Source organism: Micromonospora sp. NPDC003241, assembly GCF_053589795.1.
The window spans coordinates 223,779-249,684 of the sequence record NZ_JBSFSO010000005.1; the positions used below are offsets into that span (position 1 = coordinate 223,779).

The 25,906-nt window shown below is 71.1% G+C and carries 21 protein-coding genes; 16 read left to right on the forward strand and 5 right to left on the reverse strand.

The features are described from left to right. Positions 1 to 200: 200 nt before the first annotated feature. Positions 201 to 1,283: a LacI family DNA-binding transcriptional regulator gene (locus ACWDVW_RS06640; RefSeq protein WP_449945561.1), complete on the reverse strand. Its 1,083-nt coding sequence runs from the start codon at positions 1,281 to 1,283 to the stop codon at positions 201 to 203. A 326-nt stretch (positions 1,284 to 1,609) separates the two neighbouring features. On the opposite strand from ACWDVW_RS06640, the gene ACWDVW_RS06645 reads away from it, so the two are divergent. The 11 genes from ACWDVW_RS06645 to ACWDVW_RS06695 all read left to right on the forward strand — a co-directional run bounded on the left by ACWDVW_RS06645 (position 1,610) and on the right by ACWDVW_RS06695 (position 14,293). Further along, positions 1,610 to 2,914 (forward strand): extracellular solute-binding protein, encoded by a 1,305-nt coding sequence (locus ACWDVW_RS06645; protein WP_396740756.1) that lies wholly within the window; start codon positions 1,610 to 1,612, stop codon positions 2,912 to 2,914. A 100-nt stretch (positions 2,915 to 3,014) separates the two neighbouring features. Beyond that, positions 3,015 to 4,034, forward strand: coding sequence for a carbohydrate ABC transporter permease (locus ACWDVW_RS06650; protein WP_449945563.1), 1,020 nt, complete (start codon positions 3,015 to 3,017; stop codon positions 4,032 to 4,034). Next, positions 4,034 to 4,906 (forward strand): sugar ABC transporter permease, encoded by an 873-nt coding sequence (locus tag ACWDVW_RS06655; RefSeq protein ID WP_449945565.1) that lies wholly within the window; start codon positions 4,034 to 4,036, stop codon positions 4,904 to 4,906. Before ACWDVW_RS06650 ends, ACWDVW_RS06655 begins: the two co-directional genes overlap by 1 nt. Positions 4,907 to 4,956: 50 nt before the next feature. After that, entirely contained in the window at positions 4,957 to 5,298 is a 342-nt protein-coding gene (locus tag ACWDVW_RS06660) for a hypothetical protein (protein ID WP_449945567.1), read from the forward strand. A gap of 275 nt (positions 5,299 to 5,573) precedes the next feature. Beyond that, complete coding sequence (locus ACWDVW_RS06665; protein WP_449945601.1) at positions 5,574 to 6,638, forward strand: BMP family lipoprotein; 1,065 nt, start codon at positions 5,574 to 5,576, stop codon at positions 6,636 to 6,638. 247 nt (positions 6,639 to 6,885) lie between these two features. Continuing rightward, entirely contained in the window at positions 6,886 to 8,535 is a 1,650-nt protein-coding gene (locus ACWDVW_RS06670; RefSeq protein WP_449945603.1) for an ABC transporter ATP-binding protein, read from the forward strand. A gap of 156 nt (positions 8,536 to 8,691) precedes the next feature. Next, positions 8,692 to 10,017: an ABC transporter permease gene (locus tag ACWDVW_RS06675; protein WP_449945568.1), complete on the forward strand. Its 1,326-nt coding sequence runs from the start codon at positions 8,692 to 8,694 to the stop codon at positions 10,015 to 10,017. A 3-nt stretch (positions 10,018 to 10,020) separates the two neighbouring features. After that, positions 10,021 to 11,301, forward strand: coding sequence for an ABC transporter permease (locus ACWDVW_RS06680; protein ID WP_449945570.1), 1,281 nt, complete (start codon positions 10,021 to 10,023; stop codon positions 11,299 to 11,301). A 16-nt stretch (positions 11,302 to 11,317) separates the two neighbouring features. Further along, positions 11,318 to 12,022, forward strand: a complete 705-nt coding sequence (locus ACWDVW_RS06685; RefSeq protein WP_449945572.1) for a cytidine deaminase — start codon at positions 11,318 to 11,320, stop codon at positions 12,020 to 12,022. A gap of 200 nt (positions 12,023 to 12,222) precedes the next feature. Then, positions 12,223 to 13,503 (forward strand): thymidine phosphorylase, encoded by a 1,281-nt coding sequence (locus tag ACWDVW_RS06690; RefSeq protein WP_449945573.1) that lies wholly within the window; start codon positions 12,223 to 12,225, stop codon positions 13,501 to 13,503. Positions 13,504 to 13,612: 109 nt separating this feature from the next. Then, a complete protein-coding gene (locus ACWDVW_RS06695; RefSeq protein WP_131051650.1) occupies positions 13,613 to 14,293 on the forward strand; it encodes a DUF4272 domain-containing protein in 681 nt (226 codons plus the stop codon). On the opposite strand, the gene ACWDVW_RS06700 is transcribed toward ACWDVW_RS06695, so the two are convergent. Next, complete coding sequence (locus tag ACWDVW_RS06700; RefSeq protein WP_449945575.1) at positions 14,290 to 15,183, reverse strand: putative RNA methyltransferase; 894 nt, start codon at positions 15,181 to 15,183, stop codon at positions 14,290 to 14,292. The genes ACWDVW_RS06695 and ACWDVW_RS06700 overlap by 4 nt on opposite strands. 74 nt (positions 15,184 to 15,257) lie before the next feature. Here ACWDVW_RS06700 and ACWDVW_RS06705 point away from each other — a divergent pair, with 74 nt between their 5' ends. Beyond that, positions 15,258 to 16,337, forward strand: a complete 1,080-nt coding sequence (locus tag ACWDVW_RS06705; RefSeq protein WP_357211655.1) for an adenosine deaminase — start codon at positions 15,258 to 15,260, stop codon at positions 16,335 to 16,337. A gap of 16 nt (positions 16,338 to 16,353) precedes the next feature. Here ACWDVW_RS06705 and ACWDVW_RS06710 read toward each other — a convergent pair whose 3' ends face one another. Next, positions 16,354 to 16,962 carry a uridine kinase family protein gene (locus tag ACWDVW_RS06710; RefSeq protein WP_449945577.1) on the reverse strand — a complete coding sequence of 203 codons (609 nt, stop codon included), beginning with the start codon at positions 16,960 to 16,962 and terminating at the stop codon, positions 16,354 to 16,356. Between the two features lie 194 nt (positions 16,963 to 17,156). Between ACWDVW_RS06710 and ACWDVW_RS06715 the strand changes: the two genes are divergently transcribed. From ACWDVW_RS06715 to ACWDVW_RS06730, 4 genes are all read left to right on the forward strand, one after another. Beyond that, on the forward strand, positions 17,157 to 20,612 hold the full coding sequence (locus tag ACWDVW_RS06715; protein ID WP_449945578.1) for a nitrate- and nitrite sensing domain-containing protein: 3,456 nt from the start codon (positions 17,157 to 17,159) through the stop codon (positions 20,610 to 20,612). Then, positions 20,609 to 21,013, forward strand: coding sequence for a roadblock/LC7 domain-containing protein (locus ACWDVW_RS06720; protein ID WP_131057168.1), 405 nt, complete (start codon positions 20,609 to 20,611; stop codon positions 21,011 to 21,013). Before ACWDVW_RS06715 ends, ACWDVW_RS06720 begins: the two co-directional genes overlap by 4 nt. A 100-nt stretch (positions 21,014 to 21,113) precedes the next feature. Next, the gene (locus ACWDVW_RS06725) at positions 21,114 to 21,491 is read left to right on the forward strand and encodes a DUF742 domain-containing protein (RefSeq protein ID WP_396741472.1); all 378 of its coding nucleotides are present in this window, start codon (positions 21,114 to 21,116) and stop codon (positions 21,489 to 21,491) included. A gap of 1 nt (position 21,492) precedes the next feature. Beyond that, the gene (locus ACWDVW_RS06730) at positions 21,493 to 22,086 is read left to right on the forward strand and encodes a GTP-binding protein (protein WP_334628720.1); all 594 of its coding nucleotides are present in this window, start codon (positions 21,493 to 21,495) and stop codon (positions 22,084 to 22,086) included. Positions 22,087 to 22,160: 74 nt separating this feature from the next. Here the strand turns inward: ACWDVW_RS06730 and ACWDVW_RS06735 are convergent, their stop codons facing one another. Further along, positions 22,161 to 23,378, reverse strand: a complete 1,218-nt coding sequence (locus tag ACWDVW_RS06735) for an ABC transporter substrate-binding protein (RefSeq protein WP_449945581.1) — start codon at positions 23,376 to 23,378, stop codon at positions 22,161 to 22,163. Between the two features lie 129 nt (positions 23,379 to 23,507). Then, positions 23,508 to 25,883: a transposase gene (locus ACWDVW_RS06740; protein WP_449945583.1), complete on the reverse strand. Its 2,376-nt coding sequence runs from the start codon at positions 25,881 to 25,883 to the stop codon at positions 23,508 to 23,510. Positions 25,884 to 25,906 lie beyond the last annotated feature (23 nt).

The window sequence follows — 25,906 nt, forward strand, 5'->3', positions numbered from 1 at the left end:
GTTCCCCGTTCTGTGGTGCGGGACGGCGGCACCCGGGCATGGGCGAGGTGGCGCGGGTGTCTGAGAAGAATGCCGCGATGCCGCTGCAAGAGTCAAGCATTCCTTGCGCAAGGTCGGCGGTGGATGTGCCGTGCCGATGGGCGGTGGGCGGCCGGAATCAGCCCGACCTCACTCGGGGAGGCGGTGGCAGGTGTCCGGCGTCACGCCGGAACGGACAGCGCCGGCGACGACGGTCGCCGACCAGGGTCGCCCTGCGGGGCGCTGTCGTCGCGGCGGACCACCGCGGTCGAGCCACGGACCACCAGCTCGGGACGGAACAGGTACTCCGAGTGCGGGGCGGGGTGGCCGTTGATCTCGTCGACCAGGGCCCGGACCGCGGCGACCGCCATCGCGGCCACCGGCTGGCGCATGGTGGTCAGCGGCGGGTCGGTGAACGCCATCAGCGGCGAGTCGTCGTAACCGACCACCGACAGGTCCTCCGGGACGGAGAGTCCGCGCTGCCGGGCGGCCCGGATCGCGCCGAGTGCCATCAGGTCCGAGCCGCAGACGATCCCGGTGGCGCCCCGCTCGATCAGGCGGCCGGCGGCGGCCTCGCCGCCCTCCACGCCGAACAGGGAAAGCTCGGTCAGCTCGCGCAACTCGTCGTCGTCGAGCTGGACGAGGCGACTCATCGCGGTCTTGTACCCGCTGACCTTGCGCTGCACCGGCACGAACCGGTCCGGCCCGGTGATCAGGCCGATCCGGCGGTGGCCCAGGGCGCCCAGGTGCGACACGGCCAACTCCGCCGCCTCGCGGTCGTCGCAGGAGACGAAGGGGGCCGGGATGCCGGGGGCGTACCCGTTGATCATGACGATCGGCAGTGGCCGGGCGATCAGGGTGCGGTAGCGGTCGTGGTCGGCGGCGGTGTCGGCGTGCAGCCCGGAGACGAAGACGATCCCGGAGACCTGCCGGTCGAGCAGCATCTCCACGTACTCGTCCTCGCGGACGCCGCCGGGGGTCTGGGTGCAGAGCACCGGGGTGAACCCGGTCGGGGCCAGCGCCGACTCGATGATCTGGGCGAAGGCCGGGAAGATCGGGTTGTCCAACTCCGGCACCACCAGGCCGACCAGGCCGGCACTGCGCTTGCGGAGCCGGGCGGGGCGCTCGTAGCCGAGCACGTCGAGGGCGGTCAGGACGGCCTGCCGGGTCTCGGGTGCCACACCGGGTCGGTCGTTGAGCACCCGCGACACCGTGGCCTCGCTGACGTCGGCCTGCTGGGCTATGTCGGACAGGCGAGCGCGCATGGGCGCACTGTAGCTCACCCTCAAGTTCTTGCGCAGTGGCCGGCAAGAACTTGCAGAATCGAGCAGCAGGCGGCGGTTCGCCCCTGCAAACCTGCTCCCGCAACGGCCGCCGTCGCGACGTTGGGTGCTTTTCCGGTGCGCAGAGCGTGATTCGCCCGCCGTCCACCGTCTGCGCGAGCCCTGCGAAATGCCGGTAAAGCCGCAGTTGTGGAGTGGTCGGGTTGCGGATCCGGCTCGGTTGTTGCGGTGATGTTCGCAAGGGGTTTCGAGTTACGAAAGTTCTTGCTACTGTCCCGCCGACACCCGGCAGGAATCTAGGAGCGAACATGCGTCGCACAGCCAGGGGGATCGCCGTACTCGCCTCCGCCACCCTCGCCCTCTCCGTCGCCGCCTGCGGCGGCGGAGAGGACAACCCGGCTGATGGGCAGTCCACCGTCGACCCCGCTTCCCTCACCGCAGAGCTGACCTGGTGGGACACCTCGGACCCGCAGAACGAGGGCCCCGCGTTCCAGGAACTGATCGCCAAGTTCAACCAGACGCACCCGAACGTGAAGATCAACTATCAGTCGGTCCCGTTCGGTGAGGCGCAGAACAAGTTCAAGACCGCCGCGCAGGCCAAGAGCGGCGCTCCGGACATCCTCCGCGCCGAGGTGGCCTGGGTGCCGGAGTTCGCCTCGCTGGGCTACCTCTACGCGCTGGACGGCTCCGAGCTGCTCGCCGATGAGTCCGACTTCCTGGAGACGCCGCTGGCCTCCAACAAGTTCGACGGCAAGACGTACGGCGTCCCGCAGGTCACCGACAGCCTGGCACTGATGTACAACAAGGAGCTGCTCAGCCAGGCCGGCGTCGGTGCGCCGCCGAAGACCTGGGCGGAGCTGAAGACCGCCGCGCAGGCGGTCAAGGAGAAGACCGACGCCGAGGGCGTGTACGTCAACCCGGCCGGCTACTTCATGCTGCCCTTCATGTACGGCGAGGGCGGCGACCTGGTCGACACCACGACCCAGAAGATCGTCATCAACTCGGAGCAGAACGCGGCCGGGCTGGCGATCGCCAAGGACCTGATCACCAGCGGCGCGGCGGCCAAGCCGTCCGCCAACGACGCCTACGGCACCATGATGACCCTCTTCAAGGAGAAGAAGGTCGCCATGATCATCAATGGTCCGTGGGAGGTCAACAACGTCACGTCGGCCCCCGGCTTCGGTGGCCTGGAGAACCTGGGCATCGCTCCGGTGCCGGGCGGGTCGGCGCGGGCCGGTGGCCCGGTCGGCGGCCACAACTACGTGATCTGGTCCGGCATGCCGCAGGAGAAGGTGGACGCCGCCGTCGCGTTCGTCAAGTTCATGAGCTCCGCAGACTCGCAGGCGTTCCTGTCCGAGAAGCTCGGCCTGCTGCCGACCCGCACCTCCGCGTACGCCCTCGACCCGGTCAAGAACAACCCGGTCGTGGCCGCGTTCCAGCCGGTCGTGGAGGCCGGTGTGGGCCGCCCGTGGATTCCCGAGGCCGGTCAGTTCTTCGGCCCGCTCGACCAGATGGCCACCGAGGTCCTGATCCAGAACAAGGACCCGAAGGCCGCGCTGGACACCGTCGCCAGGAAGTACAAGGCCGAGGTCGTGCCCGGCTACGGGCTCTGACCGAACGCGCCGGCTCCGGCCGGTGACCTTTCGGCACCCGGCAGGGTCGCGCGGCCGTCGCGGTCGCGCGCCCCTGCCGGACTTCTCCTCGGGAGCGCTGATGACCACCGTGACAGCCGACCCGGCGCCGTCGTCCACGACGCCGCCCGGCCGGTCCGCTCGAACGTCCCGGCTGCGCCGCAGTTGGGACAAGCACTGGTACGCCTGGGCGATGGTGCTGCCCGTCGTGATCGTCCTGGCGGTACTGATCTTCTACCCGCTGTTCCGCGGGATCTGGCTCTCCTTCACCGACCTCACCGAGGCCAACCAGGTCGCCGAGATCTGCACCAAGTCGATCACCGGCAGCGAGGTCTGCCGGGACAACCCCAACAAGTGGGAGTTCGTCGGCCTCGACAACTACGTCCGCGTCCTCACCGGCCAGGTCGGCGAATTCTGGCAGTGGACCGGCACCACGCTGATCTGGACGTTCGTCTGCGTGGCCTGCCACTTCGGTCTCGGTCTCGGTCTGGCCACCATGCTGAACCGGCCGATGTGGGGCCGCAGCATGTACCGGGTGCTGCTGGTGCTGCCCTGGGCGGTGCCGGCCTTCGTCAGCGCCTTCGCCTGGAAGTTCATCTTCAACGAGCGCTTCGGCCTGGCCAACGCCCTGCTCTCGGCGGTCGGGATCGACCCGGTCTCCTGGTTCGCCGACCGCTGGACGGCGCTGCTGACCGCCATCGTGACCAACATCTGGCTCGGCGTGCCGTTCATGATGGTGGCCCTGCTCGGCGGGATGCAGACCATCCCGTCCGAGCTGTACGAGGCGGCCGAGATCGACGGCGCCACGCCGTGGCAGCGGTTCGTCAACATCACCCTGCCCGGCCTGCGTCCGGTCAGCATGACCGTGGTGCTGCTCGGCACCATCTGGACGTTCAACATGTTCCCGATCATCTTCCTGGTGACCGAGGGGCAGCCGGCGGGACAGAGCGAGATCCTGGTGACCGGTGCCTACCGGGCGGCGTTCGAGGGCATCCGCAACTACTCGCTCGCCTCCACGTACGGCGTACTGATCCTGTCGATCCTGCTGGTGTTCTCGATGTTCTACCGGCGGGCCCTGCGCAAGCAAGGCGAGGTGTGGTGATGGCGCAGGCACAGAGCCCCGCGCAGGCGCGCAGACCCGGCCGCAGCCGCCGTTCTCCGCTGAAGTCGGTCCTGCTGCACGGCACGTTGATCCTGGCCTCGCTGATCGCGGTCGGCCCGATCGCCTGGGTGCTGCTGTCGTCGCTCAAGCCCGGGTACGCGATCCAGAGCAGCGAGCTGACGCTGTTCCGGGACACCACGTTGGCCAACTACAGCTACGTGCTGACCAGCACCAACTTCCCTCGGTGGTTCCTCAACTCGGTGATCGTCGCGGCGTTCACCATGGGGATCGGCATCTTCCTGTCGGCCACCACCGGCTACGCGGTGTCCCGGTTCAACTTCCCGGGTCGCCGGCCGCTGATGATGGTCTTCCTGGTCACCCAGATGTTCCCGGTGGCCATCCTGATCGTGCCGATCTACACGATCATGGCGCGGCTCGGGCTGATCAACACGATGCCCGCGTTGATCATCGCGTACCTGACCATCGCGGTGCCGTTCTGCGCCTGGATGTTGAAGGGCTACTTCGACTCCATCCCGACCTCGCTGGACGAGGCGGCGGCGCTGGACGGGTGCGGCCCGTTCGCCACCTTCTGGCGGGTCGTGCTGCCGCTGGCCCGCCCGGCGGTGGCGGTCACCGCGTTCTACACCTTCCTCACCGCGTGGGGCGAGGTGGCGTACGCGTCGGCCTTCATCCAGACCGACAACAAGTTCACCCTGGCGTACGGGCTCCAGCAGTTCGTGCCGCAGTTCAACCCGCAGTGGGAGTACCTGACGGCCGCCGCCGTCCTGGTGACCGTCCCGGCCGGGCTGGTCTTCTTCTTCGCCCAGAAGCACCTCGTCTCCGGCCTGACCGCGGGCGGTACGAAGGGCTGACCGGAAGGCCCTCTACTACAAACCGTCGTTGATAGGGCAGGATGGGTCGGGTGGAAGCACTCCGACTCATCCTTCTCTTCGGCCACCTGATCGGCTTCGCGCTGCTGCTCGGCGGCGCGATCGCCCAATACCTCACCGGCAAGATCCGGATCAACGCCGCGATGCTCTGGGGCGCGGTGATCCAACTTGCCACCGGCATCGGACTGTCCGCCCCGCTGCGCGACGGCGACGAGCCGGCACCGGCGAAGCTCGGCGTCAAGTTGGTGCTCGCGCTGATGATCTTCGTAATGGTCTTCTTCTCCCGCAAGCGGGACGAGGTCAACCGCGGGCACTTCCTCGCCATCGTGGGATTGACCCTGGTCAACGCCGCTGTCGCGGTCTTCTGGCGGTGAGCGGCGAGCCCACCGATCACTGCTCGAAAAGGACTTAACAGACACAGTGTCGCCCACTTGCCGTCGCCCTGAGTGATCTGCCCCACCGGAGCATTACGTACGGGTAACAGGCCTCCAACAGTCCTGCACGATTGTCGTTCGGCAGGTGGGCGCGGGCGTACGCTCTGCGTCCGTAACGTGGGATGCCGGCGGCACAGCGCAGGCCGGTTCAAGGGCAGCCACCGCAACCACGCGGTGTGCAGTGGGAAGGAGACGTCTTGCGCTCGGTGCGTGGGATGCGGATCGCCTCGGTCATCGCGGCGGGTGGGCTCGTACTGAGCGCCGCCGCTTGTGGCGAGGCGCCGGATGAGGACAACAACGCCGGTACGGGCGGCGAGAAGTACACCGCCTGTATGGTCACCGACGTCGGCGGCATCGACGACAAGTCGTTCAACGCCTCGGCCTGGAAGGGTCTCGAGGAGGCCAAGGCCGAGAACAGCAACGTCGACATCAAGTACGTCGCGTCCAAGGCCGAGGCGGACTACGAGCCGAACCTCACCCAGTACGTGAACCAGGACTGCAACTTCATCCTGGCCGTCGGTGGCCTGATGGGCGACGCCACGAAGAAGATCGCCGAGGCGAACACGGACCAGCAGTTCGCGATCGTCGACGCCAACCCCGGGGTGGGCAACGTCTACCCGATGGAGTTCGACACCGCCCAGGCCGGCTTCCTCGCCGGCTACGTCGCCGCCGGCATGAGCGAGAGCGGCAAGGTGGCCACCTACGGCGGCATGAAGATCCCGCCGGTGACCATCTTCATGGACGGCTTCGTCGACGGCGTCGCGCACTACAACCAGGCCAAGAGCGCCAACGTGCAGGCCCTGGGCTGGGACAAGCAGACCCAGAACGGGTCGTTCACCAACGACTTCATCAAGCAGGACGAGGGCAAGAAGGTCAGCGACGCGCTGGTCGCCCAGGGCGCGGACATCATCATGCCGGTCGCCGGCGGTGCCGGCCTGGGCACCACCGGTGCGGCCAAGGCCTCCGGCGGCAAGTACAACACCATCTGGGTGGACGTCGACGGCTGCGAGAGCACGCCGGACTGCTCGGCGATCATCACCACCGTGGTGAAGAACATCCCGGGTGCCGTCAAGGAGGCCGTGCTCAAGGCCGCCGGTGGCGAGAAGCTCAACGCCGAGGAGGGCTTCGTCGGCACGCTGGCCAACGAGGGCGTCTCGATCGCCCCGTACCACGAGTTCGACAGCAAGGTCCCGGCCGAGCTCAAGGCCGAGGTCGACAAGCTGAAGGCGGACATCGCCGCAGGCACCGTCAAGGTCGAGTCGGCCGCCCAGCCGAAGTGACCCGTCACCGGTCGCCCCGGTGAGACGATCACCGGGGCGACCGGTACGCGGAGCCCATGATCCGGCCGCTCCGGCGCGGGAAGACCCGCGCTCGGGGCGGCCGGTCCGTGCCCCCGGTCGGGTCCCGGCCGCAAACCGTTCGCGAGCAGCTACGCTGCACCATCGCTTCGCACTCCAGGAGGTTGCGCTGAGACTCGAACTGCGCGGCATCACCAAGCGGTTCGGTGATCTGGTCGCCAACGACCACATCGACCTGACGGTGGAGCCTGGAGAGATCCACGCCCTGCTCGGCGAGAACGGCGCGGGCAAGTCGACCCTGATGAACGTCCTGTACGGGCTCTACCAGCCCGACGAGGGCGAGATCCTGGTCGACGGCAAGCCGCTCAAGCTGCGCGGCCCCTCCGACGCGATCGCGGCCGGCATCGGCATGGTGCACCAGCACTTCATGCTCGTGCCGGTCTTCACGGTCACCGAGAACATCATGCTCGGTGCCGAACAGGTGCGCGGCGGTATCGCCGGGTTCCTGGACCGGCGTCGTGCCCGCCGCGAGGTCGCCGAGGTCTCGGAGCGCTACAACCTGCGGGTCGACCCGGACGCGGTGATCGAGGACCTACCGGTCGGAGTCCAGCAGCGGGTCGAGATCGTCAAGGCGCTGACCCGCGACGTCGACCTGCTCATCCTGGACGAGCCCACTGCGGTGCTCACTCCGCAGGAGACCGAGGAACTGCTCACCGTGATGCGGTCGCTCAAGGCCGCCGGCAAGTCCATCGTCTTCATCACCCACAAGCTCGGCGAGGTCAAGGCGATCGCCGACCGGATCACGGTGATCCGGCGCGGTAAGACGGTGGGCACCGCGTCGCCCGAGGCCAGCCGGGACGAGCTGGCCGCGCTGATGGTCGGCCGCAGCGTCCGGCTCACCGTCGAGAAGGCGCCGGCCACGCCGGGCGAACCGGTGCTGGAGATCTCCGGCCTGGTCGTCGACGACGACCGGCAGGTCCGCGCGGTGGACGGCGTCGACCTGACCGTACGCGCGGGCGAGGTGCTCGGCGTCGCGGGTGTGCAGGGCAACGGGCAGACCGAACTCATCGAGGCGGTCATGGGGCTGCGTCCGGTGCTCGCCGGCACGATCAGCCTCGACGGCCAGCGGGTCGACGGCTGGAGCACCAAGAAGGTGCTGCGCGCCGGGGTCGGCTACGTCCCCGAGGACCGCAGCGTCGACGGCCTGGTCAAGGAGTTCAGCGTCGCGGAGAACCTGGTGCTGGACATCTACGACCGACCGCCCTTCGGCAGCGGGTTGTCGCTCAAGCCGGACGCGATCGCGAAGTCGGCGCAGGAGCGGATCGACCAGTTCGACGTCCGGACCTCGTCGGCCCAGGCACCGGTGGGCACGCTCTCCGGCGGCAACCAGCAGAAGGTGATCGTGGCGCGGGAGCTGTCCCGGCCGCTCAAGCTCTTCATCGCCGCCCAGCCCACCCGGGGCGTGGACGTCGGTTCGATCGAGTTCATCCACAGCCAGGTCATCCGCGAGCGCGACGTGGGCACCGCCGTGCTGGTGGTCTCCAGTGAACTCGACGAGGTGATCGGGCTGGCCGACCGGATCGCGGTGATGTATCGCGGACGGGTCATCGGCATCGTCGGCCCGGACACCCCGCGCAAGGAGATCGGTCTGCTGATGGCGGGCATCAGCCCCGACGCGACCGGCGGCTCACCGGACAGCACCGCCGCCGCCGACGGCACCGCCGCGGCGACCAGCGACCCGGACGAACCGGCGGTGACCGACGCGGACGCGGTGAGCGCCGACGGCACGACCGCGACCACCGACCGCGACGTCACGGCCACCACCGACGGCGTGGCCCCGGCCCCCGAGGGTCCCGGCAACGAGGACGGCAAGGCATGAGCGAGCCCAGCGAGCGAATCATCAGGCTCAGTGCGGTGGTGCCTCATGACGGTACGGAGCGAAGCGGAGTGCCGGCATGAGCGAGCCCAGCGAGCGAATCATCAGGCTCAGTGCGGTGGTGCCTCATGACGGTACGGAGCGAAGCGGAGTGCCGGCATGAGCGAGCCAATCCCACAGCCTGGCTCGCCGGACAAGGAACCGGCGAGCGAGGAGCAGGCCAACCGGACCGCGATCGGCAACACCGAGCGCGCCGAGACGGCCACCACCGGGCAGCCCCCGCAGGAACGACCCACCCTGGGCCGGCTGTTCCTGGAGAACCTGTGGGCGGCCAACACGTTCACCGTGACGCTGCTGTCGCTGGTGCTGGCGATGCTGGTCGGCGCCATCCTCATGATCATTTCTGATCCGGACGTGCTGGCCACCTACGCCTACTTCACCGCCCGGCCCGGCGACGCGCTCAACGCGAGCTGGACGCTGGTCAGCGAGGCGTACGCGAACCTGTTCAAGGGCAGCGTCTTCGACCCGGCCGCCACCACGGTCAACGCGGCGCTGAGCCCGATCTCGGAGACGCTCACCTACACCGCGCCGCTGGTCTTCACCGGTCTGTCGGTGGCGCTGGCGTTCCGGGGCGGTCTGTTCAACATCGGTGCCCAGGGCCAGGCCACCATGGGCGTGATCCTGGCCGCGCTGGCCGGATTCCTGCTGCCGCTGCCGCCCGGGCTGCACCTGCTGGTCGCCGTCCTGGCCGGTGCGGTCGGCGGCGCGATCTGGGGTTTCATTCCCGGCATCCTCAAGGCGCGGACCGGCGCGCACGAGGTGATCAACACGATCATGCTCAACTACATCGCGGTCTACTTCCTGACCTGGCTGATCGTGCAGAACGGCGTGCAGGACCCGAATCGCACCGACGCGATCAGTCGGCCGGTGGACGCCTCCGCCCAACTGCCGCGCCTGTTCGGGGACGGGCTGCGGGCGCACGCCGGGATCATCCTCGCCGTGCTGGCCACCCTCGCGGTCGCCTGGCTGCTCAACCGCTCCACGCTCGGCTTCGAGCTACGTGCGGTGGGTGCCAACCCGGACGCCGCCCGCACCGCCGGCATCAGCGTCACCCGGACGTACGTGCTGATCATGGTCTTCGCCGGGGCGCTGGCCGGACTGGGCGGTTCGCAGATGGTGCTCGGCACCACCGCCGCCGCACTGACCCCGCTGGTGGTCGCGCAGATCGGCTTCGACGGCATCCTGGTCGCCCTGCTCGGCCGGGTGAAACCGTGGGGTGTGGCGCTGGCCGCGCTGCTGTTCGGCGCGTTGCAGGCCGGCGGCAACCGGATGCAGTCGTACTCGGGGATCTCGCTGGAGCTGGTCACCGTGCTCCAGGCGCTGATCGTCATCTTCATCGCCGCGCCGGCCCTGGTGAAGGCGATCTTCCAGCTCCGGGCGGCGCGGGCCGCCCGGTTGCAGACGAGCCTCGCGAAGGGCTGGTGAGGCATGTCCACCATGGCAGTCCCCGACGTCGCGGTCGCGCAGGTCGACGAGGGTTTCTGGACCCGTACCCGCAAGGTGGGCCTGGTGCTGCTGGCCCTCGGCCTGCTGGCCACCGTGCTGTTCGGCGCGCTCGCCACCGGTGAGCAGGCCCGCTTCACGCTGAGCGAGGACTCCGCCGGGGCCGCGCTGGAGATCCACGGGACGGTCGGCGCGATCCTCTTCGGACTGATCACGTTGGCCGCCGGGGCGGCGATGCTGGCCGGTCTGCCGAAACGGTGGTTCGTCCCGGTGCTCGCCGTCGGCCTGGTCGGCTTCGTGCTCTCCTTCCTCTGCTGGCAGGTCTCCGCCGCACCGACCGGGCAGAACTTCATGCCGCTGGTCAACATCGTGCGCGGCACGTTCCTGCTCGCCCTGCCGCTGATCTTCGGTGCGCTGGCCGGTGTGCTCTGCGAGCGCTCCGGCGTGGTCAACGTCGCCATCGAGGGCCAGTTGCTGATGGGCGCGTTCAGCGGCGCGCTCTTCGGCAGCATCAGCGGCAGCGTCTGGGTGGGTCTGGTCGCCGCCGCGATCGGCGGCGCGTTCATCTCGCTGCTGCTCGCCGTGTTCTGCATCCGCTACCTGGTCGACCAGGTGGTCATGGGCATCGTGCTGAACCTGCTCGCGGTCGGCATCACCGGCTTCCTCTACGAGCGGCTGATGCAGACCGACGCCGCGCGCTACAACAGCGCTCCCCGGTTCAGCAACTGGGAGATCCCGCTGCTCTCCGACATCCCGGTCCTCGGGCCGGCGCTGTTCCGGTCCAGCATCTTCCTCTACCTCGCCCTGCTGCTGGTGCTCGTGATCCACATCGCGCTGTTCCGCACCCGGTGGGGTCTGCGGACCCGGTCGGTCGGCGAGCACCCGACGGCGGCGGACACCCTGGGCGTGAAGGTGCTGCGGGTGCGCTACCGCAACGTGCTGCTGGCCGGTGTGGTCGCCGGCATCGGTGGGGCGTCGTACACGCTGGCGCTCTACTCGTTCACCAAGAACATGATCGGCGGTAAGGGCTTCATCGCCCTGGCCGCACTGATCTTCGGCCGGTGGAGCCCGACGGGGGCGCTGCTAGCGGCGCTCTTCTTCGGCTTCGCCGACCAGTTGGCCACCTACCTGGGCGCGATCAACAGCATCATCCCCGGCCAGTTCCTGGCCATGCTGCCGTACCTGGCGACGATCCTGGCGGTGGCCGGGCTGGTCGGCCGGGTCCGGGCACCCGCCGCCGACGGCAAGCCGTACATCAAGGGCTGATCCAGGGGAGCGCAGCATGGAGATCGACTGGGCGCGGTTGCGCGCCGCCGCCACCGAGGTCATGCGGCACGCGTACGTGCCGTACTCGAAGTTCCCGGTGGGCGCGGCGGCACTGGTCGACGACGGCCGGGTCGTGGTCGGCTGCAACGTCGAGAACGCCGCGTACGGTGTGGTGCTCTGCGCCGAGTGCGGCGTGGTCTCCTCGCTGCACGCCACCGGCGGTGGCCGGATCGTCGCGCTGTCCTGCGTCGACGCCACCGGCGAGCCGCTGATGCCGTGCGGGCGCTGCCGGCAACTGCTCTGGGAACAGGGCGGGCCGGAGTGCCTGATCGAGGCCAAGGACGGTCCGCTGCGGATGGCGGAACTGCTGCCGCACGCCTTCGACGTGGCCGACCTCGACGCGGTCACCCGGGAACGGCCGGTGCCGGTGGTTCCCGACCGGCTCGCCGCCTGGCGGGGACGCGGCACCGTCTTCGTGCACCCCGACCTCTCCGCCGGCCAGCAGATCTGGACGGCCTACTGGGAACGGTCGGCCGGCGACGACGCGGGCGCCGAGACCGGGGTGCTGGAGGAAGCGCCGAGCTGGAACGATCCGGCGGAGGCGATCACCTGGGGGTTGGCGCGTACGCCCCGGGTCGTGGTGGTGGACGCGTCGGGCACGATCTTCTGGGCCGGTGAGGGTGAGCCGCCGGTGGAGATTCCGGTTCGCTGGGGTGGTTGATCTTGGTGCGGGGGCCGGGGGCCGACCGTGCCCGGCTCCGGGCGGTCAGGCTTGATCCCTGCGCCGGGCACGGTCGGCCCCCGGCCCGACGGGCGTGCGGCTTGTGCGTCTGCTGCGGGACGACGGGTTGAGCGGAATCGGCGGGGGTCGACCGCGGCGTGGGTGGGCGGTGGTGACTTGTGGAGGGATGGGGTTCAGAGGTGAGTGTGTTTACTGCGGTTGATGTGATTCGGGTGAAGCGGGATGGGGGTGTGCTCTCCGACGCGCAGATCGACTGGGTGGTGGACGCGTACACCCGGGGGGCGGTGGCCGACGAGCAGATGTCGGCGCTGGCCATGGCGATCCTGCTGAACGGGATGACCGGGCCGGAGATCGCCCGGTGGACGGCCGCGATGATCGCCAGCGGCGAGCGGCTGGACCTGTCGTCGGTGTCCCGGCCGACCGTGGACAAGCACTCGACCGGCGGCGTCGGTGACAAGATCACCCTGCCGCTCACCCCGTTGGTGGCCGCCTGCGGCGCGGCGGTGCCGCAGCTCTCCGGGCGCGGCCTCGGGCACACCGGCGGCACGCTGGACAAGCTGGAGTCGATCCCGGGCTGGCGGGCCGCGCTCAGCAACGAGGAGTTCACCGCCCAACTGCGCGATCTCGGGGCGGTGGTCTGCGCCGCCGGGTCGGGGCTGGCCCCGGCCGACCGCAAGCTGTACGCGCTGCGTGACGTCACCGGCACGGTGGAGGCGATCCCGCTGATCGCCAGCTCGATCATGAGCAAGAAGATCGCCGAGGGCACCGGTGCGCTGGTCCTCGACGTGAAGGTCGGCTCCGGCGCGTTCATGAAATCCGTCGACGACGCCCGCGAACTGGCCCGGACCATGGTGGAGCTGGGTGGCGCGCACGGCGTCCGCACGGTCGCCCTGCTCACCGACATGTCGACGCCGCTCGGCCTGGCCATCGGCAACGGGGTCGAGGTGACCGAGTCGGTCGAGGTGCTGGCCGGTGGCGGCCCGGCCGACGTGGTGGAACTGACGCTGGCGCTGGCCCGGGAGATGCTCGACGCCGCCGGGCTGCCCGACGCCGATCCCGCCGCCGCACTGCGCGACGGGCGCGCGATGGACGTGTGGCGGTCGATGATCCGCGCGCAGGGCGGTGACCCCGACGCGCCCATGCCCACCGCGCCCGAGGTCGAGGTGGTACGCGCCGAGACGGACGGCTACGTCGCGACCGTCGACGCGTACGCCATGGGGGTGGCCGCGTGGCGGCTCGGCGCCGGGCGGGCCCGCAAGGAGGACCCGGTCAGCGTGCCCGCCGGTGTGCTGTTGCACAAGCGGCCCGGTGACCCGGTCCGGGCCGGTGACCCCCTCTACGAGCTGCGGTCGGAGACTCCGGAGAGGATTCCGGCGGCGCTGGCGGAGGCGGCCCGCGCGGTGACTCTCGCGGCCACACCGCCGGCCACCGTTCCGTTGGTGCTCGAACGGGTGGAGTGAGTCCACCCTGGTCGCGCCCCATGGTGCCGGGCCGGTCTGGCCGCTATCCTCGCAGGCCAGGGGGGACTACTCGGCGCCCGAGACATCACGACCAGACAGGGATGTTGCCGTGATCGTGCCTGCTCCCGACCCCCGTGAGGTGCGTGAAGCGAGCCTGGAGGAGCTGTCCCGGCTGCGACTGCCGTTGCCGCCGCCGCAGTTCCCGCTGGTGTGGGAGCCCGGTGACGAGATCGAGTTGCGGCCGACTCCGGAGGTCGAGGCGCGGATCGCCGTGCTGCACCTGATCCAGGCGCGTTGCTTCGGCATGCCGCCGCAGGCGGCGATGAGCTGGTTGCTGGCGTCGCACCTGCTGGAGATGGTCACCCCGCCGGAGTTCCAGTTCGTCACCGGCGCCAAGGGCGACCACCGCTCGTTCGTGCTGCATCACGACGCGCTGTTCGCCCTGACCTGGGTACTCGGCCTGACCAAACAGCTCGACCCCACGCTGCCGGTGGACGAGCGGCTGGTGGAGCGCCTGCCGAACATCGTCGAGGGGGAGACCTTCCGGCGCTGGCAGGCCCGCATCCTGACCGCGCCGCAGCATCCGGCCGACGCCGCCGCCCTGCTCGACCTGCACTACTGCCTGGACTGGGCGTACCTGGAGGTGAGCCGGGCCGGGCGGTTGTTGCCGGGGCTGGTGGACGCCAACGCCATCGGCCAGCGCCGCTGGGCTCTGGAGTGGGCGGTGATGCTGCGCGGGCCGTACCATGACGAGCCGCCCGGCTGGGAAGAGGTCGACCTCTCCACCTAGGGCCGTGGGCGGTACACGCCGAGCCGGACCGCGACGGTCACCCGGACCGGCTCGCCGAGGGCGGCGATCCGGTCGGCCAGCCCGCCCGGGTCGGTGTGCCAGGCACTCGGGCCCATGCCGACGAGCGTGGCGACCTCCGGACCGGCCAGGCTCAGTTCCTGCCGGTGCTCGGTCTGCGACTCCTCGACGAAGTGCCCGCCGAGGCCGGCGGCGATCCGGTCCGCCTTGGCCGGGTCGACCCGGAGCAGGTCGAGCGCGTCGACCAGTTCGGTGAGGTGGTCGGCCTCCGGCGTCACCACCAGCAGCCGCCCGGTCGGTGCGAGAACCCGGTGGAACTCGGCGCCGTTGCGCGGCGCGAAGACGTTCAGCAGCAGCGCCGTCGAGGCGTCCGCCAGCGGCAGGCGCTGCCAGGTGTCGGCGACCGCCGCGGTGATCCGGGGGTGCGCCCGGGCGGCCCGGCGCAGCGCCGGCTTGGAGACGTCCAGGGCGAGACCGACGGCCGCCGGCAGCGCCGCCAGCACCGCGGCGAGGTGCCGACCGGTGCCGGCGCCCGCCTCCACCACCAGCGGGTACGCCCCGGCGGCGTCGGTCGGGGCACCCGGGTGCGGGGCGGCGACCTCCTCGGTGACGCGGGTGCCGGCGTCGGCGAGGGCGGTGGAGATCAGGTCGTAGTGGCCGGCGGCGAGGAAGTCCGCCCGTGCGGCGATCATCTCCGCGCTGTCCCCGCCGTGCGGGGCGCGGCCGGCGAGCAGGTTGACGTAGCCCTGTCGGGCGATGTCGAAGCTGTGTCGGCGCGGGCACCGCAGCACGCGGGCGGCACCGGTGGACACCTCGCCCAGGGGGTCTGCGCAGACCGGGCAGCGCAGTCGCGCGACGACGCGAGGGTCCATCACCACAGCAGGTCGCAGGCCAGATCCACGCTCCCGAGCGTACCCAGCGGTCCGCTGCGGACTAGGGTCTGGTCATGGCCGCGAACATCGGGTACGAGGACATCGTCAAGGCACCGAAGGCGTTGCTGCACGACCACCTGGACGGCGGTCTGCGGCCCGCGACGATCGTCGAGCTGGCCGCCGAGGTCGGTCACGAGCTGCCCACCACCGACCCGGCGGAGCTGGGGCGCTGGTTCGTGGCGGCGGCCGACTCGGGTTCGCTGGAGCGCTACCTGGAGACGTTCGCGCACACCGTGGCCGTGATGCAGACCGCCCCGGCGCTGCGGCGGGTGGCCCGGGAGTGCGCGCTGGACCTGGCCGCCGACGGGGTCGTCTACGCGGAGGTGCGCTTCGCCCCGGAGCAGCACCTGGAACGCAACCTGAGCCTGGACGAGGTGGTCGAGGCGGTGTTGGCCGGGTTCGTCGAGGGCAGTGCGCTCGCCGCCGAGGCCGGTACGCCGATCCGGGTCGGCACCCTGCTCACCGCGATGCGGCACGCGGCGCGGTCGCAGGAGATCGCGGAGCTGGCGGTCCGGCATCGCGACCACGGGGTGGTGGGGTTCGACATCGCCGGTGCCGAGGCGGGTTTCCCGCCCACCCGGCACCTGGACGCCTTCGAGTACCTCCAGCGGGAGAACTTCCACTTCACGATCCACGCCGGTGAGGCGTTCGGGCTGCCCTCCATCTGGCAGGCGATCCAGTGGTGCGGGGCCGACCGGCTGGGCCACGGCGTACGCATCGTGGACGACATCACCGTCGGCGCAGAGCCGGTGCTCGGTCGGCTGGCCGCGTACGTGCGGGACAAGCGGATCCCGTTGGAGCTCTGCCCGTCGTCCAACGTGCAGACCGGTGCCGTCGCGTCGATCGCCGAGCACCCCATCGGGCTGCTGCGTGACCTGCGGTTCCGGGTCACCGTGAACACCGACAACCGGCTGATGAGCGGCACCTCGGTGTCCCGCGAGATGGCGCTGCTCTGCGAGGCGTTCGGCTACGGCTGGCGCGAGGTGCAGTGGTTCACCATCAACGCGATGAAGAGCTCCTTCATCCCGTTCGACGAACGGCTCCGGATCATCGACGAGGTCATCAAGCCCGCGTACGCCAAACTGCTGGCCTGAGCGCCCGACACCGGTCTCAGCGGGCTGGTGGATGACCGGGGCGGTGCAGACCGGCGACCTGACGCAGGATCTCCCGGGCCCGGGCGGCCTCGGCACCCAGCCCGGTCTGGCGGCGCAGCACCGCCGGCTCGGCCCGCAACAGCGTCACGCCCCGCCGCAGTAGTACCCGGGGACCCTTGCGCTGCTCGGCCAGGTCGCGGGCCAGCCGACGGAGGAAGGTCGCCCCGCGTGGCCGGCGCAGCGCGTACGCCCCGGCGACCAGGCCCCGGAGTCGGCATTCCTCGACGATCTCCGCGGCGAAGATCCCTTCGGCCACGAAAAGTGGCGAATCGGCCAGCTCGAACGGCCGAGTGGCCACCCGCCGGTCCTCATTGATGGCGTACACGGGGACGTCTGCCCGACCGTGCCTCGCCAGTCGGGTTATCACCTCAACGGCCGTTTCGGCGTCCCAGGAAGCGGGCGACTCCCAGTCGATCTGGCCATCTCGGCGCGGTAACGATGGGTCATCGCCATTCTTGTAGAAATCGTCCAAACAGAGCACTGGCAGCCCGGTTTGTCGCGCTACGTATGACTTTCCAGAGCCGGATGGGCCGGCGAGCAGGACAACTCGGTGCGGGGGTTCCATTACCTTCAGTGACTCCGAACGGACGGACCGCGATCAAATTGCGTCAACATCTCATCACACCTTTGGCTGGGGCCAACCTGGGCTTTCTCTTTCCCCAGAGGCGTGATGGAATCTCGGATGGTCCGACCCGCCGGGTCGGCTGCTGGGCGTTGTCCGTAAGACAACGCGGACGCTGCAATCACGAGGGCGGTGACGTGAGCAAACGACCGAAGACGGCAGGCTCCTTCCTGTCGCGTATGGGTCGGCCGGTCGGTCGGCTCCGCGACATGCCGATCTGGTCCAAGCTCGGTCTCATCATGATCGTGCCGACCATCGCCACGGTCGTCGTGGGCACCAGTGGTCTGGTCGACCACCTGGACTCGCTCAGCGACGCCAACCGGGCCGGCGACCTCGCCGAACTCATCGGGCACTCCGGTGCGCTGGTGGACGGTCTGCAGGACGAGCGGACGGCTGCCGTCCTGCTCCTCGGCCTGGAGCCGCAGTCGGCCGGGCAGGCCGAGTCGGAGGAGAAGAAGAACGCCTCCGCGCTCTACAGCGAGGTCTCCGGCGCTGTGGACCGGGCCACGGACCCCTACTCGTCGCAGCGCTCCGACCTGACCGACCTGCCGCCCAGCCTCCAGGAGTTGCTGACGCAGATCGACGAGCGGCTCGGCGACCTGCCCGGCACCCGGAGCCAGGTGATCAACGGTAAGTTCAAGATCACCGATACGCTCCAGTCCTACGACGAGCTGATCAACCAGCTGCTCTCCGTGCGGGACTCGGCCAGCCAGCTCGCCGGTGACAACGACCTGAGTGACCGGATGCGCGCCTCGGCCGCCGTCGCGCGGGAGAAGGAGTGGCTCTCCGTCCGCCGGGTGGTCGTGCACCGCGCCCTGATCCAGGGCGGCATGAGCGCGACCCTGCGCACCGACTACATCTCCAGCGAGACCGGCCAGCAGCAGGCGCAGCAGAGCTTCAACGCGGTCGCCACCGAGTCCGAGGCGGAGTTCCACGCCCAGACCATCGGTGGTGGTGACCGGCGGCAGGCGACGATCTACATCAGCCAGGTCAACGCCGACGCCTCCGCGAACCTCGCCGGCCTCTCCTTCACGCCGCAGGAGTGGGACGCGGCGCTGGTCGCCAACGGCAATCTGATCCGGTCGGTGGAGTCCAAGTTCGACTCGGACGTCGCCGCCGAGGCCGCCAACCTCCGCTCCGACGTGCAGCGGCAGGTGTTCCTGGAGACCGGCCTGCTGCTGACCACGCTGCTGTTCGCCATCTTCCTGGCGTTCCTGGTGGCCCGCTCGATGGCCCGCTCGCTGCGGGAGCTCCGGCAGGGCGCGCTCTCCATCGCCCAGTACGGCCTGCCCCAGGCGGTGGCCCGGCTGCGTGACCCGCAGGTCACCGGCCAGCTCTCCCCGATGCAGTTGGCCAACCAGATCGCCGAGCCGCTGCCGGTCCGCAGCAAGGACGAGTTCGGGCAGGTGACCGAGGCGTTCAACGCCGTCCACCTGGAGGCGGTCCGGACCGCCGCCGAGCAGGCCGCCCTGCGGGCGTCCGTCGCGACCATGTTCGTCAACCTCGCCCGCCGTTCCCAGATCCTGGTCGACCGGCTGATCGGTCACCTCGACCGGCTGGAGCGCGGCGAGGAGGACCCGGACCGCCTGGCCGAGCTGTTCCAGCTCGACCACCTGGCCACCCGGATGCGCCGTAACGACGAGAACCTCCTGGTCCTCGCCGGCGCGGACTCGACCCGTGTGCAGCGGGAGCCGGCTGCGCTGATCGACGTGCTCCGGGCCGCCCAGTCCGAGGTCGAGCACTACACCCGGATCGAGTTCGGCGTCATCGACCGGGACATCGAGGTCGCCGCGCACGCCGTCAACGACCTGGTCCACCTGGTCGCCGAGCTGTTCGACAACGCGACCGCCTTCTCCCCGCCGGACTCCCAGGTGCTGGTGGAGGCCCGTCGGGTCGGTGACCGCGCCTCGCTGTACGTCGAGGACCGGGGCATCGGTATCAGCGCGGAGCAGCTGACCGACCTCAACGAGCGCCTCGCCACGCCGCCGCAGGTGGACGTCGCGGTCTCCCGGATGATGGGCCTGGTCGTGGTCGCCCGGCTGGCGTCCCGGCACACCGTCCGCGTGGAGCTGCGTCCCGGCAACGACCGGGGCACCGTCGCCGACGTCACGCTGCCCCCGACCGTGCTCGTGCCGCGTGGGCTGTCCGGCCGTGGGCAGCAGCCCGCCGCGCTGCCTCCCGCCGGCCCGCCGCCCGGCCCGGCCCCCGCGTTCGGCGGCATGCCGCCGATGGGCAACAACGGCAACGGTCCGGGCATGCCGGCGGCTCCCGCCCCGCGTCCCGGTGGCTCCGGCAACCAGGTGACCCTGGGCGGGCGACCCTTCGACCCGGCCAGCCGCAACGGTGCCGGCACGCCGGGCTCCATGGCCGGTGCCGGCAACCTGCCCGCCTGGTCGGACCTGACCGGTGCCAGCGGCGTCCCCGGCGGCAACAACTTCGCGTCGCGTACGTCCAACGGGTCGTCGCACGACCCGCTGCCGCAGCGCCGCCACACCGACGAGTCGAACCCGGGGCAGCAGCCGACCATCCCGCGTCAGCTTTCGAGCAGCCCGGAGGCGGCTCCCTACACGCCGCCCGCGGTGTCCGCCCCGCCGGTGCCGCCGATCTCGTCGCCGCCGGTCTCGGGTACGCCGTACTCCGCGCCGCCGGTCTCCGGCGCTCCGGTCTCGGGCTCCCCGGTCTCGGGCGCGCCCGGCGGGTTGCCGCAGCGGCCCGTGTCGCCGGGCACCGGTTACCAGCAGTCGGCACCTCCGGCCTGGCCGCCGGTGGCCGGGGAGACGGCCGCCCCGGCGGTGCCCGAGCGGCTGGCCGCCGCGCTGGACATGACCACCGAGCTGCCCCGGGTGTCGCGCCCGGCGCCGCAGCAGACGCCGTCCGCCTGGCCCGCCTCGGCGCCGCAGCCCCAGCCGACCACGCCCACGCCGCCGCAGGCACAGAACCGGCAGCGGTACGCGGATGAGACGATGGAGCTGCCGATCTTCCGGGAGCTGGAGTCCGCGTGGTTCCGCACCCGTCGTCCGGGGCCGGAGGAGTCGGCCGGGGCCCGCCAACCGGCGGCCAACGGTGCCACGACCCAGCAGATCACCGCGATCGACGCCACGGGTCGGCCCGCACCGCAGACCCCGAGCGCGACGACAGGTAACGCACCGATGGCAGAGACACCGACGGCCGCAGGCGCGCCCGGCGGGAACGGTGGGTTCCGTCCCGGCGGCGAGAACAGGCCCTCGTACCGGCCCGCGCCTCAGGATAGTGTGTGGCAGACTGCGGCCGACGACGGTTGGCGGGCCGCCAGCGCGGCCAGCCAGGCACCGGTCGCCGCCACCGCCACCACGCAGACCGGGCTGCCGAAGCGTACGCCGATGGCCCAGCTCGTGCCGGGTGCGGTGGAGAAGCCGGCGGCCACGGTGCAGAAACGCAACCCCGAGTCGGTGCGCGGTCTGCTCTCCGCCTACCACCGGGGTGTCCAGCGGGGACGTAACCACCCGTCGGACAGCAACCCGACCGGCCCGGAGGGAACTTCGGGCGGGCAGCAATCCTCGCAGTCTGGCTCAGGCCCGGTGGCCGGGAGCGGGCAGAAGGAGCAAGAAGGATGACTAGTACGCAGGATCTCGGTTGGCTGTTGGCCAACTTCGCCGATCGGGTACCCGGTGTCGCCCACGCGGTCGCCGTCTCCGCGGACGGCCTGCTCCTGGCGTCGTCACGAGACCTTCCGCGGGACCGGGCGGACCAGCTGGCGGCGATCGCCTCCGGCCTGGTCAGCCTGACCCAGGGTGCGGCCCGCTGTTTCGAGGGAGGGGCGGTGCTGCAGACCGTGGTCGAGATGGACAACGGCTTCCTGTTCCTGATGTCGATCTCCGACGGCTCGTCGTTCGCGGTCCTCGCCGCGCGCGCCAGTGACGTCGGACAGGTCGGGTACGAGATGGCCCTGCTCGTGGACCGGGTGGGCGACGCGCTGACCCCGGCGCCACGTACCGCCGTCGGGATGATGGGCTGATCGTCGCGCCAGCCGGTGGGGCGGGCGAGGCGCGAACACTACATACGAGGAGTAGCGCCGGCGCGAGCCGGTGCCGGGTACGAAGGAGGTGAGCGGCGACATGGCCGATCGTGACGAGCCGACCGGCGCTTTGGTCCGTCCATACGCCGTAACCCGCGGTCGTACCCGTCCTCGCCTCGACATCGCCTTGGAGGCGCTGGTCGAGACCACGGTGCGCGGTCGGGCCGTTGCCACAGGCAACGGCGGACAAGGCCGAGAGCACCAGTACATCGCCGCGCTGTGTGACGGACGTGTGCAGTCGCTCGCCGAGATCGCGGCGCGCATGCAACTTCCGCTCGGCGTGGCCCGGGTGCTCATCGCCGACATGGCGACGGACGGCCTGGTCGCGGTCCACGAGCCGACCACCCTGGACGACTCGGACGACGCGGTGGGCACTGAATTGCTGGAGAGGGTGCTGAGTGGACTTCGCAGGCTCTGACATGTCGCACCGTCCGCCGACTCCGAGCGGGCGCGTGACGTCGGCGAAGATCGTTATCGCCGGTGGATTTGGCGTCGGCAAGACGACGCTGGTCGGCTCGGTCTCGGAGATCACGCCGCTGACCACCGAGGCCATCATGACGTCCGCCGGTGTCGGCGTCGACGACACCCGGCAGGTGCCGGGTAAGACGACGACCACGGTGGCCATGGACTTCGGTCGTATCTCGATCGATCGTGACCTGATCCTGTACCTCTTCGGTACGCCGGGTCAGACCCGTTTCTGGTTCATGTGGGATGAACTGGTCCGGGGCGCGATCGGCGCGGTCGTGCTGGTGGACACCCGCCGGTTGGCGGACTGCTTCGCGGCGATCGACTTCTTCGAGCACCGGCGGCTGCCGTACCTGGTGGCCATCAACTGCTTCGACGGCATGCAGTACCACGATCCGCAGGACGTCCGGGACGCGCTCGCGATCTCCAGCGACGTCCCCGTGGTGGCCTGTGACGCCCGGAACCGCGAGTCGACGAAGCACGTGCTGATCTCGCTGGTCGAGTACGTGCTCACGATGCGCCGTACCCGGGCCGTCGCACCCGCCTGACGATCGGCTGCCGCGCCCGGTGTCGACCAGGACGACACCGGGCGCGCAATGCTGTCCGTGACCCGGTCGGCGGCTCAGCTCAGACGGTTCCAGGCGCCGGCGTCGACCCGGTAGACGCCGAGCGAGTGACGCTCCATGCCGCTGTGCCGGATGGGCGTGAACGAGTACATGCCCGCCATCCCGTCGGTCACCTGGTTCTGCAGGTACGCCCGGAGTCGCCCCCGGTCCACGCTGGAGGCCAGCCGGGCCGCCGTGGTGATCAGCAGCAGGGCGTCCGAGGCGTACGGGGCGAAACCGTTGTAGGCGCCGTGCTCGCGGATGTACCGCGAGACCAGGTCACGGTACGCACGCCCGGCGGCGCTGCTGTTGGCGATGGTGGAGCCGCCCAGCGACGACGGGTGGACGGCGTACGCCCCCTCCACCGCGCGCAGGTTGGCGTCCTCGAGCGTCTCCTCGGCGACCGCCCCGGCGTCGAAGAACAGTTTCCCGTCGTGTCCGGCCCGGCGCAGAGCGCGTGCGGCGGCTCCGGAGCGGGGTGCGGTGGCCCAGACCACCACGGCGTCCGATCGGGCCGCCACGGCGCGCTCGGTGGCGCGGGTGATGCCGGCGGACGATGCGGGGAGCCGCGCCGTACGGACCAACCCCACACCTGCGGTACGCAGTGCGCCGGTCATGGCGCGCACCCCCGAGTCACCGTGCAGCCCGGTCTCGGCCAGCAGCACGACTCGGCGTAGCCCTTCGGCGTCGACGAGCTGGGCCAGCCGACGGGCCACGTCCCCGGCGTCCGGGGTGACCTTGTAGACGAAGGCCCGCTGGGCCAACGGCACGGTGATCGAGTCGCCGAAGGCCAGCGACACGAACGGCAGGCGCAGCTCCTGTGCCACCTCGATGACCGACATCGAGGTCTCCGCCAGCGTGCCCCCGACCAGGGCGTGCACGTCCTCGCGCCGACCCAGCTCGGCGGCCTGCTCGGCGGCGAGGCGAGGATCGCTGCGGTTGTCGCGCAGCTCCAGGCGTACGGTCCGGCGGAGGTTGCCGACCTGTACGCCCTTGTCGTTGAGGGTGGCCGCGCTGATCGTCAGGGCCCGCTGCTGGGCCACTCCGAGGGCCGCACCCGACCCGCTCAGCTCCAGCGTCGCCCCGACGACCAGCTCCTGATCCGGGGTCGGCCGGGTGACGGCGTCGCGTCGCTCCCGGTCCCGTCCGCAGGCGCTGAGCAGCAGAGTGCTCGCCGTCGCGGCGAGTACTCCCCGTCGGGTCAGCACGGATCGACTGGTTGCCGGTGTCGCCATGAGTCGCCTTCCCCCGCCCGGCGACCTGCCGCCGGCTGTTCCGCCGGTATGCTCCCGGCCCCGTCGACCCGACGTCAAATCATCCGGGTGTGGGTAGGAACACGCAGGTGAGCGGGGGTATGGCGGGCGTCAGGACCGGTAGCCGGCGGAACGGTACTCGTACTCCCGGTCGTCGTCGCGCTCGCCGGTGTCCCGGGTGAAGTCCCAACCACCGGCGGACTCCCGGCCCGGTCGGCCACCGACCGCGAAACCGCCGATCTCCTGCCCGCGACGCCAGCCGCGGAAGTAGCCGGTGGTGTTCTCGGCGAGGCTGGCCGCGTCCCGGACGATGCGCAGCGGACGCTCCTCGCGCAGCGGTGAGCCGGGCACCAGGTTGGCCTGGGGCACCCGCTTGGGCAACCCGGCCCCGGTCGCGTCACCCACCGCCGGACGGGCGGCCTGTTCGGCGGCCTCCCACCCGGTGTCGGCCATGCTGGACCAGTCCAGGTCGGCGCTCTCGCCGTGTCCGACGAACCAGGCGGACCTGGCCTGAGCGAAGATCAGCAGGTCGCCGTCGCCCTCGTCGGAGACCGGCGGCGGCCGGTGCTCCACCGAAGGCTCCGCACGACGGGTCGGCGGGGTGAGGTCCAACCGCTCCACCGGCCGGCCGTCACGTGCCGGACCACCCCGGTCGACCAGCCGCAGCGGCGGGTTCTCCTGGGCCGACTCGGCGGAGTTGCGCAGGGCGCGGTCGGCCAGCGGCGGAGGCTCGACCAGTCGCAGCACCGGCGGCTCCGGCGGCAGGTCGTCGGCGAGCCACGGAGGGGTCACCCGACGCTCGACGCCGAGGTCGGCGGGCGGCTGCGGTGCCTCGTGCCGCTTCCGGTCGTCGTAGGCGGAGGTGACCACCGGGTTGAGCGGCGACGTGACGTCCGCCGGGTTCTCCGGGTTGTTCACCAGCGGCCAGTTGGCCCGCGATCCCGGGGGGGCCGCCGGCTCCTGGTCGGGCCGGGGCGCCGGCACCGGAACGCTGAGGTCGGTGGCGCTGAATCCGCCGGTCGGCGGTTCGCCGCCGTTGGTCTTCGGGCGGGGCGGGATGATCGTGCGCTGCCGCTCGGCCCGCGCGCTGTTGATCGCCGCGGTGGTGAGCGTCGGCCGGAACGGCTCGCCCGCCTCGGCGGGCGGCACCGTCCCACGCTGCGCGGGCGCGATCGGCGTGATGCCGGGCGGCGGCGGGGGCGGCGCCGAGATCGGACGATTGGTCGGACCGTCGATCCGCGACGGGAGGGACTCGGCGTGCGTCGGCGGCGCGGAGACCGGCGGGCCGGCCATCGCGGCCGGGGTCAGCGGCGTGGGTGCGACGGGCGGTGGCGCGAGCGGTGCCGGGGCCGTCGGCGGCGGGCCGAGCGGACGCGGCGACGCGGGACCGCTGCCGGGCTGCGGCTCGGGGCGGCTGCGGCGGCCACCGCCGGCCGGCTCGGGGCCGGTGGGGCGGACCGGGCGCAGGCCGGGGGCGGGAGCGGGAGCAGGTGCGGCGGCGGTGGGGGTGGAGGCCAGTTCACCCACCGGCTCGCCACGCCGGGCGGCGGCCCGACGACCGGCGGCCGGCGTGGGGGTCGCGGTGCGGGCGTGCAGGGCGCCGACCAGCGCCTCGCAACCGGCGTCGCAGGCCCGGACCGAGGCGACCGCCTGGCGGATCGTCTCGGCGGCGGCGGAGGTGAGTGCCCGGTTGACCGTGGACCGGCGCGGCGTCTCGGAGATCGCCACCCGCAGCGCGGTGACCGCCTCGTCGATCGCCTCCGCCTCGCCCGCGCCCTCCGCCGCGAGCTGTGCGGTGACGGCGTCGGCGGTGACCGCCGCGTCGCGACCGCGCCCTGCGGCGTCGGTGAGCATGCCCGGCTCGGGCAGGGCGTCCAGCACCGCCAGCGGGATCGAGTCGGCCGGATCCGGGTAGGCGCGCAACGCGGCCGGGTAGAGCTCGCGCAGCACCTCGCGCAGCGCGACCGCAGCGGAGTGCCGGCCGGTGGCCAGGGCGGCGTGCGCCGCGAGCACCTGCTTGTAGCCGGCGAGTTCCCGGGGAGCCGGCAGGGTCACCGCGGACAGGGCGCCCGCCTGGAGAGCGCGGGCCAACCCGACGGCCCGTCGTACGGCCGGAGGCGCCTGCATCTCCTCCAGGGAGTCGTCGTCGGCGAAGCGCTCGGCGAAGTCGTCGACCGAGTCGTCGTCGGCGATCGCCAGCGGACGACCGGCGGCGCTGAGCAGCGAGGTGACGGTGTGGTCGTCGCTGTCGGCCGCTATCGCCGCACCGCTCGGCCCGCCTGAGCGCTCCACGAGCAGCGTGACCAGCAGGGCGTAACCCGCCGGGTCGTCGCTCACCTCGCAGACATGCAGCAGACGGCCTGCGTCGTCGACCACAGCGGACGTCAGCGTCGAACCGGCCGAGACCGGTCGGCCAGCCGGATCCGCCGAGGCCAGACCGCAGTACACGCGCACGAGCGCCACGGCGTCGTCCTCCTCCCGGGACACAAGGTTTTCTCTGCCAGAGACTG